We start from the raw sequence: 13316 nt of genomic DNA on the forward strand, positions 1-13316 counted from the left end.
TTAAAGAAAAGTTATTCTTTTGAGCCTGTTCCAGATGAAGTGGATGCCAAATACATTTTAGGAGGACAAGGAAACCTATGGACGGAAGTTATTCCCAATATCCAATATGCTTTTCATATGACCTATCCACGTGCTTTTGCTTTAGCAGAAACTTTTTGGACTCCTAAAGAAAATAAGAATTACGACTTCTTTCTACAGCGAACTGAACATCATTTCGGAAGATTTGAGGCCTCTAAAACGAATATTTCACAAGCCGTACTAGACCCAATTGTCACGGTCACAAAAGACGGAGATAAACTACTAGTAACCTTAGAAAATGATATCGCCAATACAGAAATTTTCTATACCATTGATAATACTTACCCCGTGCAGTTTGGAAAAAAATACGAAGGTACTTTTGAAGTTCCGGAAGGCGATTTAAGCTTAAGAACTCAAACTTTCAGAAACGGCACAGCCATTGGCCGTGACCTAAAAATATCAAGAGAAGAACTGGTAAAAAGGGCTAAATAAGCTTCTTAAGCACATTATACATCTCCTATTCGTTTATAAAATAAACTGATAGGAGATGTATTTTTTTCAAAATATTTAATTTTATTTTCGCAATCCAAAAATTAAATATCACATTATGAAACACTTCTTTTTCTTAGTATCCCTTGTTCTATGTTCTCATTTGGCTCATGCCCAAGATTTGGCCGGCAGAAAAATAGTTAATGGGAATTTGACTGCAGAAATTATCTCTGGAACAAACAACGATTTTACTGCATTAAACGCTTCCCTATTATTTGGGAAAATCAAGTCTGACAACACCTACTGGGCCTTTGGCGGAAAGTTCACCCTCCATCCCACTAATAATTTAAACAATTCTATTTCGATAGGACCATCTGTGGAACGTGGTAAATTCATTCCTATAGTTGATAAATTATATCTTGCTCCATATATTGGAGGGTCTGCTTCAGCTATCCTTGGAGATACTTATGGTGTAAATATCAACCTTTATGCCACACCCATTAGGTTCATGTATCACTTTAAAGAAAATCTAATGTTTACTGCTGGTTTTGGTTTGGCTAATATTGATTATACCAATCATAACGCTATATCGATTTTATCCCTAAACGCATCTTTAAACAATAACAGTGGATTCGGAATTTTCTATACTTTTAAATAAATTTCAACAAACCCTATTTCAATGCGATTCTCCTTATGGTTTCTTTCTCTTTTCTCGTTCACTATTTTTTCTTGTCAAAAAGAGGAGATAAAGAAACCAAACATCCTTTTCATTTTAACAGATGACCAAGGATGGGGAGATATGAGTAGTCATGGAAATACGTTTATTGAAACACCTCATCTAGACCAACTCAGCCAAAATGGAGCGGAGTTTGACCGCTTTTATGTATCACCACTTTGTGCACCTACCAGAGCCAGCTTATTGACGGGTAGATATCACTTAAAAACTGGAGCCACTTCTGTTTCTAACGGCCTAGAGATTATGGACTCAGAAGAAGAGACGATTGCCGAGGTTTTTAAAAATAATGGCTATAAGACGGGTATTTTTGGCAAATGGCATAATGGCTCGCATTACCCAAACCGCCCAACAGACCAAGGCTTTGATGAATTTATAGGCTTTTGTGCCGGACATTGGAGCAACTATTTTGACACTAAACTAGATAGTAATAATACCGAAATTCAGAGTACAGGATTCATCACAGATTATTTGACAGACAAAGCCATAGACTTTATAGATAGAAATAAGGACGAACCTTTCCTGTGCTATGTTCCTTATAATGCCCCTCATAGCCCTTTTCAAGTGCCAGACCGCTATTTTGACAAGTATAAAGCGAAAGGCTTAGAAGATGAACTCTCCACCATTTATGGTATGGTAGATAACGTGGACTTCAATATTGGAAGATTACTAGAAAAACTGGAGAAGGAAGGATTATCAGAAAACACCATCATCATTTTTATGTCAGACAATGGACCAAACAGTGTACGTTATAATGGCGAAATGAAAGGTGTAAAAGGCCATGTGGATGAAGGTGGCGTAAGAGTACCTGCCATGATCAACTGGCCAAATAAAATAGCGAAAGGAAGGAAAATTGAAGGGCTTGCCGCACACATTGACTGGTTACCAACACTCAAGGAGCTTTGTGGTATTGAGCAAGCTTCTAAAAAAGGTATGGACGGCATAAGTCTGGCAAACGTATTGTTAGACTCGGAAATAGAAATACCAGAAAGAGTAATATTTAGTCATGTGGCCTTTTTAGAGAAAGAATTAAAAGACAATCCAGGAGCTTTAAGAACAGGCGAAAACTTGATGGTTTATAAGGGCAAAAAGCCGGAACTTTATCAACTAAAAACAGACCCCTCACAGAAAATAGACCTTGCCAGTGCCAACAGTTCAATTACTGATGACCTATTTAATAAGTATCTCCATTGGTTTAAAGAGAGCTCAAAGAATTACCAATCTGTAAAACCTATATCAGTCAATACAGCATATATAGAACTCCCAGCTTATGAAGCTCAATTTTCTGGAAATTTAAAATATGAAGAAGGGCATGGCTGGGCACATGATTGGCTAAAAAACTGGACATCTACCAAAGACCAAATGAGCTGGTTAATCAGCTCCACAGAGGAAACCAAGCTTAATGCATACTTAATTTACAATTGCCCTGAGTCATCCATAAATTCTGAAATCAAATTAGAAATTGGCGACCAAAAGGTGAGCAGTTCTATCTCCAAAGCATTCGAGGCTCCTTTAATACATAGTCCAGACAGGGTTAAAAGGAAAGAAGCCTATGAAAAGGAATGGGCAAAAATGAAAATTGGAAATATCAAGATTCCAAAAGGTACAAACGAAATTGTACTTTCAGCTCTTTCTATTCCCAATTCTGAAGTCGCAGAAGTAAAGGCTATTGTTCTTTCGAAATATTAGTTCGTATCAATTTTCACGAACTCAGCCAGTTTCTTGCGAAACAATTTTAATTAAAAACCTACGCTTGTATTTTCTGATCTTGGGTCAGATGCTCCTTCTAGCATACCATTAGGATGTAGCATAATACAGTCCATTCTGCCCAAAGAACCTCTTTGTACTTCTATTATGAAATCTTTATTCAAGAGCTCTTGTAAATCCTTTAAATCTATAGCATCTTTTTCAAAAAAGGTTTTATCTGGTAACCACTGATGGTGAAATTTCAAAGCATTCACCGCCTGCTGCATGCCCATACCATGCTCCACTACATTTAAGATGGTTTGGTAAACCGATGTGATAATAGTACTTCCTCCAGGTGTACCCACCACCATAAGCAACTTTCCATCTTTCTCCACAATGGTTGGTGTCATAGAAGAAAGCATTCTCTTACCGGGCTGAATTTCATTGGCCTTATTTCCAACCAAACCAAACATGTTTGGAACGCCAGCTTTTACGCTAAAGTCGTCCATTTCGTTATTCATTAAAAAGCCAGCTCCATCCACCACCACTTTACTTCCGTATCCGCCATTTAACGTTGTGGTCAGAGAAACCGCCATGCCGTCGCCATCTACGATAGAAAAGTGTGTGGTTTCGTCAGACTCATAATAGGGTACTGCTCCACCTGAGATATCGTCGCTCTTACTTGCTTTTCTCTCATCAAAAGACGCCCACCTTTCTTCCAAATAAGGATAAGACATTAACTCCGTCATGGGTACGCTCACAAAATCCGTATCGCCCATCCATTTGGCCCTGTCGGCATAAACTCTTCTTTCTGCCTCTATCATGACCTGAACCGTTTTACTTGAATTCCAACCCCAATCTTTTAAAGGAAAAGGCTCTACCAATCTCATTAACTGCACCAAGGCCACTCCCCCACTAGATGAAGGCGGCATAGATACTATTTCATAATTTTTATATGATTTTTTTATGGCCTCTCTCCAAATGGCATCATAAGATTCTAAGTCCTCATGACTGATAATTCCACCGCCTTTTTCCATTTCTTTTACAAGTAAATTTGCTGTAATACCCTCATAAAAGCCCTTGGCTCCTCCCTTTTGAATTCTTTTAAGGCTTTCCGCCAAATCCTTTTGAACAAACAAATCCCCTTCTTCCCAACTTTCCTTGGAGGGATGAATAAAATAGGGCGTATCGTCACCATTAATTTCTTGAAAACGCTCTTTAGTACGATTCATTCCTGTAGCTCTACCTTCGGTTAGTATCACTCCTTGCTCTGCAAGATCAATAGCAGGTTGTAATAGCTTCTCCCAAGACATTTTTCCTAGCTTTTGATGAAGCTCTACCATTCCAGCTACTGCACCAGGTACACCAGAAGCTAAATGGCCTGATGTACTTTTTCCTTTAATAACGTCGCCATTGGCATCCAAATACATATCTCTATGAGCCTTAAGAGGTGCTTTTTCTCTAAAATCCAAAGCGTGGTTAGTTCCATTTGCCTCACGGATTACCGCAAAGCCTCCGCCACCCAAATTTCCTGCGAAAGGATACGTAACTGCTAAAGCAAAAAATGTGGCCACCGAAGCGTCTGCGGCATTTCCACCCTTTCTTAAGATTTCTTTGCCTACCTCTGAGGCCATAACATCAGCAGAAGCCACCATGCCGTTTTTACCGAAAACGCCTTTTTTATCTGAATAGAATGTACTTCTATTCTCATCTTCCACAAAGAGTTCAAATAAACCTTCCCCGGTTTTAATGTCAGCTGCCTTTTGAGTGGTTTTACAAGAAAACAGAAATAATCCTAAGAGAAGGATAGTAAGATTTTTAGTCATTATTAATATTTTTATATAGCGGGATGTATACCCACCAACAACACACAATAGATAAATTTTATATTCACATGAAATACCTCACTAAAATATTACTTTTAAATATTTTACTTTCATCTAATTTCGCTTTCTCCCAAGATACTACCATATTCTTACCTAAATATGCAATAAAATTCCGACCATTTGCCATGGTCAACATTGACCCAACAATTCAGTTTCAGGCGGAGTATTTTCTAAATACAGAAAACAGCCTTCAATTTTCATACGGATTTGGTGCTCCTAAAATATTTACAGAAAATAGATATACTAAAGCCAACCTTTATAGGCTAGAATATAAAAGATATTACAAAATTATAGATATGGATAATCCTTGGGGTACTTATTTTGGAGGAGAGCTTTTTTACAAAAATGTCCTTTACCCCCAAACGGCCACCAAATCCGAAGAATTTCCCAGTGAAAACCCTCAAACAGACCAATATATTGTTAACATTAATGTTATTGCATTTCATTTGAAATATGGCAAAACTTTTATTCAAAAAGGTGTCCCTGCTTTCGACTTTTTTGTTGGAGCTGGCGTGAGGTATTATTACAACTATGACCAAGACCTTCTGCCAGGATATAAGTTCTCACAACATACACAATACAACCGATTAGCCGGAAGGGGCTTTGCTCCTTCATTCACCATGGGTATTACTTTCGGTATGAATGGATGGGCACACCATCCATAAATCCGCTTTTTCTTCCGTTCGTTTGCCTACGCATGGCCTCCCTCCCAAAAGCATTGCTTATAGCATAGTATTTGTATTCCTTTACATTTCCATAAATGGCAAAATGAATGAAATTTCTACGACTGGTATTTGAAAGTTTTAGGTTTGCGTGGCAAGCTCTTAAAGCCAATCTACTTAGGACACTTCTTTCCTTACTTGGGGTTACTGTAGGGATTTTCTCAATCATTGGCGTCTTAACTATGGTAGACTCCTTAGAGGCTAACATTAGAAACTCATTGAGTAGTATTGGCGAAAAAACAATTTACGTAGATAAATTTCCCTGGATGTTTAAAGGTGGAGCAGACTACCCATGGTGGAAGTACTTTACCCGTCCTAGACCAAAATACTCGGAATATCAATATTTAAAAGAAAACGTAAAGAATGCCAATGCCATTACTATAATGGACTATTCTGTAGCAAATGCCAAATACCAAAACAGTAGTTTTGACGCTTTATGCCACGGTATCACAGCAGATTTTAACCTCATTACGGATGTACCCATCATAGAAGGCAGATATTTTACGGAGCAGGAGGTAAATGCGGGTCAAAGTGTAGCCATTTTAGGTGGAGAGGTTTATGATACTTTTTTTCCAAAAGGAAATGGAATAGGCGAAAGCATAAAAATCAAAGGGCAAAAATTCACCGTAATAGGTACCCAAGAAAAGAAAGGGAAACAACTGGTGGATGTTGGAGGAAACCCTGACTATAAAATATATATTCCCTTTCTAAAGCACAAAAGAATGTTTTCTTCGGGAAACCTTTATGGCATGATACAGCTTCAGGCCTATCCCGATGACGAAAACATGGTGGCCTTAGAAGGAGAAATCACCGGATTAATGCGAACCGTAAGAGGTTTGAGACCTACGCAAGAAGATAATTTTGCACTTAACAGACCAGATGCTGCGGCAAATGCCCTCTCCGCAGTTTTTAGCTCGCTAAGAATAGGTGGTTATATTATTGGTGCCTTTGCCTTACTAATAGGTGGGTTTGGCATAGCCAACATTATGTTTGTTTCTGTAAAGGAACGAACCAATATCATAGGCATACAAAAGTCTTTAGGGGCCAAAAACTACTTCGTTCTTTTCCAATTTCTATTTGAATCCGTATTTCTTTGTGTTTTAGGAGGTAGCATTGGACTACTCTTGGTGTATCTGATCAGCTTTATAGACTTGGGCTCCCTTGATCTTATTCTGACTTCTGGAAATATGATTGTCGGTATTTTCATAGCCAGTTTCATTGGAATTTTATCTGGAATTATACCCGCTTCTCAGGCTGCCGCAATGAACCCTGTGATTGCTATTAGATCGAAATAAGTATCTTGACCTTACAAATAGGGATAATCTTGAAAAAAATCCTTTGATTTGTGTTACAAACTATAAAAAACCGCATTTTATGAAATTTAGAATATTTCTGCTCATAACACTCTTACTTCTTATTGGAGCATTTTGGTATATTAGTACAGGATATTTTAGCTCTGGTGAAAGGGCCGGAACACTTTCAAAACTTAGTGAAAGAGGCTATATTTTCAAAACTTACGAAGGCGTTTTAAACGAAGGAGGCTTCTCTGGCGAAACGGGTACATTACAGCCTCGTTACTGGGATTTCTCTACTGTGGCAGATTCTGTTATTTTAGATTTAAGAACAGCTCTAGCCAGTGGCGAAAGAGTGACCCTTATTTATCAAGAGAAATTTGTGCGATTTCCATGGAACGGAGACACCAAATATTTTATAACCAAAGTAGTTTTCAGACCTACTCCTGAAAGACCTGCATATCAGGACTATGAAACGCCTGAAAGTTTCCCAGGGCAAAGTTCAACTCCTCAACCACAACCAGTTAATCCTGTTAAAGTGGATACTTTAGTGGCCGAACCTGTTTAGTTTTTGATAAAAGATTTTACAAAGACTTTATTCGTAGCGTCTTTAAATTTAATAAAATACCTTCCAGCCGGAAGGTATTTTACGTTTAGGCCATTCCCATCCCACGCTCCTTCTGATAAATTTTGCCCTAAACTATTCAGTAATTCATACTGGAAGTCCTGATTTAGAACACCATTAAGATTCAATTTGTCAAAAGTAGGATTGGGATAAATCTTTAAATCATACAATTCATTTGTACTTAATACATTTGAAAAATCGACTTCAGAAACATCCTTTAGAATATGGTTATTAGGATCTAACTCGACCGACAATACGGCTTCTGTTAGATCATCAAACTCGAAAACAAGCTCATTGGCATCAACGAAAACCTTCTTTATTAAGCTATTGCCATTGGCATAAGAGATCTTGATTTCCATGGGCATTTTAAAAGTTTTCACGGTGTTAGACCCAGAGTGCATAACACTAATTTTTAAAGACTTATCAATACTTTGTTGCCATCCAAAATTATATTTGGGATATCCATCTCCAAAAAGCCATTGGTCAAAAAAGTAGGTCAAATCCAATCCAGAAACACTTTCGGCAACAGATTTAAAATCTTCTATAGATGCATTGCCATAAGCAAATTCTGTGTTCTGAAATTCTTTTAAAGTGGCAAAAAACACCTCATCTCCTAAAACACCTCTGAGCATGTGAACCACCATGGAGCCTTTCTGATAAGTCTTGGAAAAATTAAAAATTGCGTTCACGGAAGATGTATTCTCAATGGCCACACTTCCAACCGCAAATTTGGCTCCTTCCATAGCTTCCTCTATCAGTCTCTTATACGTAGCGGATGTTCTAGTACTAGACTTCTCAAAAAAGTAAATAGACGCCCATTCCGCAAAACCTTCATTGATCCAGATATCTCTCCATGATTTACAAGTCACATTATCTCCAAACCATTGGTGAGCCAGCTCATGCCCTATCAAACTTGCAGAAAACCCTCCCATGGAGCTAATGGTCTGATGCTCCATGCCTCCACCAAAACCAAACATGGCATGACCATACTTTTCTTTCACAAAAGGATACTCCCCAAAACTTTCCGAAAACACGTCTAGCATTTCTACGGTTTCGTCTAATAAGGGTTTAAGCCGTGTATCATTTGCTATTTCTAGATAAACATAATTTAAAACGGGCATCTCCTTATCTTCAGCGTTCACATAGGTGCTTTCCAATAAAACATAATTGGATGCGGCTATTGAAATTAAGTATTGGGAAATAGGATATCTGTGTTTCCATTTGGCCGTATTTGTACCGTCAGCATTAATTTTAAGTTCTTCCAATATGCCTTGAGAAACAGCGGTGTAGAAATTTGGAAGCGTAATCCAAACATCGCAAGAGTCTGCCTTGTCGGCCGGATTATCTACACATGGCCACCACAACGGTGCATCGTAAGGTTCACTTAACGTCCATATCACGGGCTGCCCTCCACCATGAGTGCTAAACTGAAGACTAAAATTATTTTCACTTACTGGCGGTGTACCGTGATAATAAACCATTAAAGAACTTACCTCAGAATTAGAGGCTGCCGTTTTTAATTCAACTTTAAGGGTAGAAGCCGCATGACTATAAGTAAGCTTCTGCTTCTTTGCTACAATTGAATCAACGGTATAAGCATTACTTAAATCTAGGGACACCTCTTTCAAAGAAGCCACCAAGGGAAGAAAGTCTATTCTAACCGCCCCACTTATGTTTTTCTTGGTACTTGGGTCAATCTTAAGATCAAGGAAATAATATTTTACATCGATGTTTCCATCACCTGGGAAAGCCACCTTCGATTTTTTAAGGTTGACATCAGACATTCTTGATTTGGCCTCGAAACAACTAATACCTTCCTCAAAATAATTCTGAGCTGAAAGTGCATTAGAAACAAGCACCGTAACCATTAATAATATTTTCTTCATATCTCAGAGAAACTTCTTAAGCTATTTACATAAAAACCAAACACTAAATAATGCTTTATCATTGTACGTAAAGCTATACCTAATAGATCTGAAAGCCACTTTTAACATAAAAAAAGCCCTTAAAAAGGGCTAATTAATAAAATTAATGGTTCTTAAAGACATTAAACACTCATGATGTCTTTTTCTTTGTTGGCCAACATGTCGTCCACTTTTCCCATGTATTTATCTGTTAATTTCTGGACCCTTTCTTCACCTATTTTAATGGCATCCTCAGAAACACCATCGTTCTTAAGTTTTTTAATCTCGTCATTAGAATCCTGTCTTACTTTCCTCACGTTTACTCTAGCGGTTTCCATTTCAACTTTCACCTTTTTTACCAAGTCAAATCTTCTTTCTTCGGTCATCGGTGGCAAGTTAAGTCTAACGAATTCCCCATCATTGGTAGGAGCCAAACCTAGATTGGCGTTGATAATAGCTCTTTCAATAAGCGACAATAAACTTTTTTCGAATGGTCTTATAGATATCGTTCTAGCATCTGGAGTGGTAATAGAGGAGGCCTGACTAATAGGTGTAGGCACACCATAATAATCTACACTAATACCATCGAGCATATTTGGATTTGCTTTTCCTGCTCTAATTTTTTTCAATTCAGATGAGGTATAACGCAATGCCTTCTGCATGCTATCTTCCGCCATCTCTAAAATCATGTCTATTTCTTCCATCTTATAATTTATTTCAAATTCTTATAAAATTGATTTGTTCTAGAATCATTAATTCAATAACGACCTAAATTTATAATTTATTAAACGCTAATCTTTTACCAAAGTACCAATTTTCTCGCCTTTAACCACTCTAAGCAGATTTCCTGCCCCGTTCATATTAAAAACGATAATGGGTAAATCATTTTCTTGACACAGTGTGAACGCCGTTCTATCCATAACTTTCAAGCCCTTATTAATGGCATCATCAAAAGTAATTTCGGTATACTTTACAGCATCATCATGTTTACGGGGGTCTTTATCATAAACGCCGTCCACGTTGGTTCCTTTTAATAGAACCTCTGCTTCAATCTCGTTAGCTCTTAAAGCTCCACCAGAATCTGTAGAAAAGTAAGGATTACCTGTACCTGCTCCAAAAATCACCACTCTTCCCTTCTCTAGGTGTCTAATAGCCCTTCTTCTAATAAAAGGCTCTGCTATTTGCTCCATTTTAATAGCAGAAAGTAATCTGGTTTGCAGGCCATGGTTTTCAAGGATCGACTGAACCGCCATTCCGTTAATTACAGTGGCAAGCATCCCCATATAATCTCCTTGAGATCTATCTATGCCAGAATCGGCAGAGGCACCTCTATATATATTACCGCCGCCAATGACAATGGCCACTTCGCAACCCGCTTCTACCACTTCTTTGACCTCTTTGGCAAACTGAGACAGTATTTCTGGATTGATTATCTGGCTTTTATCACCTCCGTTTAAGGCTTCGCCGCTTAATTTTAGTAGAATTCTTTTGTACTTGATTGACATTAATTAGGGAGTTTGTGCAAATATAATTGAATTGAAATTAAATTTTAAATTAACAAATTGGCTTTTCGGCTAAAAGCTATTCTAATGCTGCTACTTTGTCTTTCTTATTGATTAAATAAACACCTATTAAGATAATAGACATACCTGTATAGTGCCACACTGAAATTAACTCACCATCAAACAAACCGGCAACAGTAGCCACAATTGGAACAAGATAAGTGACCGAAGATGCAAAAACAGGAGAAGAAATTTGAACCATATAATTAAACAAAACCAAAGCTAGAGAGGTATTAACCCCCGCTAAACATAGCAGATAATATAGGGTAACCCTATTCTCTGGAGCCAAGATTTTAACATAAAAGTCTGTAAAGGATAAAATTATCATGGCAACAATGCCGACAAAAAAGAAAGCTACAGCCGTTAAATGCACTGGTTTGAGCTCATTAAGAAACCGACTCACTATATTAACATTGAAACCATACATTACCGTAGCACTCATGGCCAAAAGAGCATAAGGGTTAGCAAAATTTAGCTCACCATCATTTCCGGTCAAAACCAAAATGATACTCCCAAGAAAAGCAATGGTGATACCGACTATTTGAAATTTCTTGATTTTTGAAGCAAAGAATAAGGCTCCTATAAGTAAAACAAAAATGGGCGTGGTGGAATTAAGCGTGCCAGCTAAAGAGCTATTAAGCTTAGAACCTACCCAAGAAAAAATGAAAGCAGGAAAGAGATTTCCTAAAAGTCCAATGCCAAATAACCACTTAAACTTTTCTTTGGGTATTGTTTTCAAACCCCTTAAAACCCAAGGAATTAAAAATACAGCTGCCAGAAAAACCCTACCAGCTCCAAGCTCAATGGGTGTGAGAACCACAACAATTTTTTTAATAAAAAGAAAGGAAAGTCCCCAAATAACAGCTAGGAAAATTAAAATAGACCAGGCATACAGGTCACTAGAAGCTTTCTTAGTTTCAGACACACCAAATTTTTTTGAGGCATAATTCAAGTACAACGCCGCAAATGTAGACAAATACATTTATTAGGTAGAGCATAAGCAACGCTATTACACAATCTTCCTCCTTTTATTCATGTATTTTTATGAAATATTTTCAACCTGAAATAATTTAACTAAACGTTTATTATGAACAAAACACTCTACTTAATGGGTGCATTAGCTTTTTCGGCTTGCACCTCAACTCCTGAAGAGCATAAAGATGAAGTAGCAGAAGTGGCTATTATCGACAGTAAAACCGTTAAGACTTTAGAGATTGGGGCGGCCGCACCAGATTTTAAGTTAATGGGCGTAGACGAAAAAGAGTATTCGCTGAAAGACTTTAAAGACGCAGAACTACTAGCCGTACTTTTTACCTGTAATCATTGTCCAACGGCTCAAGCTTACGAAAGTCGCGTAAAAAAATATGTGGATGATTATAAAGCCAAAGGTGTTCAGTTAGTAGCTATAAGCCCCAATGCCGACAAGGCCGTATTATTTAATGAGCTTGGCTATACCGACGTGAACGATAGTTTTGAAGACATGCAGTATAGAGCCAAAGACCAGAATTTCAATTTCCCATATTTATATGATGGAGGTACGCAAGAAATTACGGCCAAGTATGGTCCAGTGGCGACCCCTCATGTTTTCCTTTTTGACAAAGACCGCAAACTGCAATATGTTGGAAGAATAGATGATGATGAGCATATTGGCAAAGAGAAAGTTCATGATTTAAGAATGGCTACCGATGCATTACTAGCTGGCAACACCCCAAATCCGGCCAGTACAAAAACTTTTGGCTGCTCTATAAAATGGATGGAAAAAGCTAAAAACAAAGAAAAAGAAATGGAAGATTGGGCTGCAGAAGAGGTAACTCTTGAAAAAGCCGACCTTGCTAAACTGAAGGAAGTGATGGCAAATAAGGGTACGGGTAACTATAGATTAGTTAACGTTTGGGCTACATGGTGTGGCCCTTGTGTGGCAGAGTTTACGGGTTTAACAGAATCTTACAAAATGTATAGAGACCGTGACTTTGAGTTTGTTACCGTATCAAACGATGAAGCTGATAACTATGACAAAACATTGAAATTTCTCGATAAAAAGAATGCCAGTAATACCAACTATATACTTGAAGCAGGCATAAATAAGTATGATATGATTGAGGCCATTGACCCAGACTGGCAAGGTGCTCTACCCTATACTGTACTTATTTCTCCAGAGGGTAAAAAGGTCTATTCCCAGATGGGTGAGATAGATATTCTAGAACTTAGAAACGAAATAGCAGACCATATTGGTAGATATTTCGACTAATAAGGATAGTACTAATTCTTCTTAATTTGAGCCAACTTTAATAGGGTTGGCTCATTTTTTTTACCGTAAAATAAGTTTTTGAAAACCCTACATTTTAGAACACATTTATAACATGTCTTCCATATGAGAATTTTAGGATTCTAAAACAGAT

13 protein-coding genes are annotated in these 13316 nt (G+C 37.7%); 7 read left to right on the forward strand and 6 right to left on the reverse strand.

Going from position 1 to position 13316, the window contains the following annotated elements:
* The 3 genes from ACTBZY_RS20715 to ACTBZY_RS20725 all read left to right on the forward strand — a co-directional run.
* Positions 1-510: family 20 glycosylhydrolase (locus ACTBZY_RS20715; protein ID WP_463048294.1), on the forward strand; the 510-nt coding region annotated here is incomplete at its 5' end.
* Positions 511-625: 115 nt separating this feature from the next.
* Positions 626-1165, forward strand: coding sequence for a hypothetical protein (locus ACTBZY_RS20720; RefSeq protein WP_463048295.1), 540 nt, complete (start codon positions 626-628; stop codon positions 1163-1165).
* A 21-nt stretch (positions 1166-1186) separates the two neighbouring features.
* On the forward strand, positions 1187-2929 hold the full coding sequence (locus ACTBZY_RS20725) for an arylsulfatase (protein WP_463048296.1): 1743 nt from the start codon (positions 1187-1189) through the stop codon (positions 2927-2929).
* Between the two features lie 50 nt (positions 2930-2979).
* Here the strand turns inward: ACTBZY_RS20725 and ggt are convergent, their stop codons facing one another.
* Positions 2980-4752 carry a gamma-glutamyltransferase gene (gene ggt / locus ACTBZY_RS20730; protein WP_463048297.1) on the reverse strand — a complete coding sequence of 591 codons (1773 nt, stop codon included), beginning with the start codon at positions 4750-4752 and terminating at the stop codon, positions 2980-2982.
* Positions 4753-4820: 68 nt separating this feature from the next.
* Here ggt and ACTBZY_RS20735 point away from each other — a divergent pair, with 68 nt between their 5' ends.
* The gene (locus tag ACTBZY_RS20735; RefSeq protein WP_463048298.1) at positions 4821-5477 is read left to right on the forward strand and encodes a hypothetical protein; all 657 of its coding nucleotides are present in this window, start codon (positions 4821-4823) and stop codon (positions 5475-5477) included.
* On the opposite strand, the gene ACTBZY_RS20740 is transcribed toward ACTBZY_RS20735, so the two are convergent.
* Positions 5440-5703, reverse strand: coding sequence for a hypothetical protein (locus tag ACTBZY_RS20740; protein WP_463048330.1), 264 nt, complete (start codon positions 5701-5703; stop codon positions 5440-5442). The genes ACTBZY_RS20735 and ACTBZY_RS20740 overlap by 38 nt on opposite strands.
* Between ACTBZY_RS20740 and ACTBZY_RS20745 the strand changes: the two genes are divergently transcribed.
* Both ACTBZY_RS20745 and ACTBZY_RS20750 read left to right on the forward strand, forming a co-directional pair.
* Positions 5585-6829 carry an ABC transporter permease gene (locus ACTBZY_RS20745; protein ID WP_463048299.1) on the forward strand — a complete coding sequence of 415 codons (1245 nt, stop codon included), beginning with the start codon at positions 5585-5587 and terminating at the stop codon, positions 6827-6829. The two genes, ACTBZY_RS20740 and ACTBZY_RS20745, sit on opposite strands and share 119 nt — an antisense overlap.
* 79 nt (positions 6830-6908) lie before the next feature.
* A complete protein-coding gene (locus ACTBZY_RS20750) occupies positions 6909-7394 on the forward strand; it encodes a hypothetical protein (protein ID WP_463048300.1) in 486 nt (161 codons plus the stop codon).
* Here the strand turns inward: ACTBZY_RS20750 and ACTBZY_RS20755 are convergent.
* The 4 genes from ACTBZY_RS20755 to ACTBZY_RS20770 all read right to left on the reverse strand — a co-directional run bounded on the left by ACTBZY_RS20755 (position 7391) and on the right by ACTBZY_RS20770 (position 11842).
* Complete coding sequence (locus tag ACTBZY_RS20755; protein WP_463048301.1) at positions 7391-9337, reverse strand: M1 family aminopeptidase; 1947 nt, start codon at positions 9335-9337, stop codon at positions 7391-7393. The two genes, ACTBZY_RS20750 and ACTBZY_RS20755, sit on opposite strands and share 4 nt — an antisense overlap.
* A gap of 161 nt (positions 9338-9498) precedes the next feature.
* Complete coding sequence (gene frr, locus ACTBZY_RS20760) at positions 9499-10059, reverse strand: ribosome recycling factor (RefSeq protein WP_463048302.1); 561 nt, start codon at positions 10057-10059, stop codon at positions 9499-9501.
* Between the two features lie 87 nt (positions 10060-10146).
* Entirely contained in the window at positions 10147-10860 is a 714-nt protein-coding gene (pyrH, locus tag ACTBZY_RS20765; protein ID WP_463048303.1) for a UMP kinase, read from the reverse strand.
* Between the two features lie 76 nt (positions 10861-10936).
* On the reverse strand, positions 10937-11842 hold the full coding sequence (locus ACTBZY_RS20770) for a DMT family transporter (protein WP_463048304.1): 906 nt from the start codon (positions 11840-11842) through the stop codon (positions 10937-10939).
* 162 nt (positions 11843-12004) lie between these two features.
* On the opposite strand from ACTBZY_RS20770, the gene ACTBZY_RS20775 reads away from it, so the two are divergent.
* Positions 12005-13165, forward strand: coding sequence for a redoxin domain-containing protein (locus tag ACTBZY_RS20775; protein WP_463048305.1), 1161 nt, complete (start codon positions 12005-12007; stop codon positions 13163-13165).
* Positions 13166-13316 lie beyond the last annotated feature (151 nt).

It is taken from the genome of Arcticibacterium sp., assembly GCF_055134445.1.

Excerpts from the sequence above, each read along its gene's own strand:
- ACTBZY_RS20720 (WP_463048295.1), top strand. The coding sequence starts at position 626 with ATGAAACACTTCTTTTTCTTAGTATCCCTTGTTCTATGTTCTCATTTG.
- ACTBZY_RS20725 (WP_463048296.1), top strand. The coding sequence starts at position 1,187 with ATGCGATTCTCCTTATGGTTTCTTTCTCTTTTCTCGTTCACTATTTTT.
- ggt (WP_463048297.1), bottom strand. The coding sequence starts at position 4,752 with ATGACTAAAAATCTTACTATCCTTCTCTTAGGATTATTTCTGTTTTCT.
- ACTBZY_RS20735 (WP_463048298.1), top strand. The coding sequence starts at position 4,821 with ATGAAATACCTCACTAAAATATTACTTTTAAATATTTTACTTTCATCT.
- ACTBZY_RS20745 (WP_463048299.1), top strand. The coding sequence starts at position 5,585 with ATGAAATTTCTACGACTGGTATTTGAAAGTTTTAGGTTTGCGTGGCAA.
- ACTBZY_RS20740 (WP_463048330.1), bottom strand. The coding sequence starts at position 5,703 with ATGATTGAGAAAATCCCTACAGTAACCCCAAGTAAGGAAAGAAGTGTC.
- ACTBZY_RS20750 (WP_463048300.1), top strand. The coding sequence starts at position 6,909 with ATGAAATTTAGAATATTTCTGCTCATAACACTCTTACTTCTTATTGGA.
- ACTBZY_RS20755 (WP_463048301.1), bottom strand. The coding sequence starts at position 9,337 with ATGAAGAAAATATTATTAATGGTTACGGTGCTTGTTTCTAATGCACTT.
- frr (WP_463048302.1), bottom strand. The coding sequence starts at position 10,059 with ATGGAAGAAATAGACATGATTTTAGAGATGGCGGAAGATAGCATGCAG.
- pyrH (WP_463048303.1), bottom strand. The coding sequence starts at position 10,860 with ATGTCAATCAAGTACAAAAGAATTCTACTAAAATTAAGCGGCGAAGCC.
- ACTBZY_RS20775 (WP_463048305.1), top strand. The coding sequence starts at position 12,005 with ATGAACAAAACACTCTACTTAATGGGTGCATTAGCTTTTTCGGCTTGC.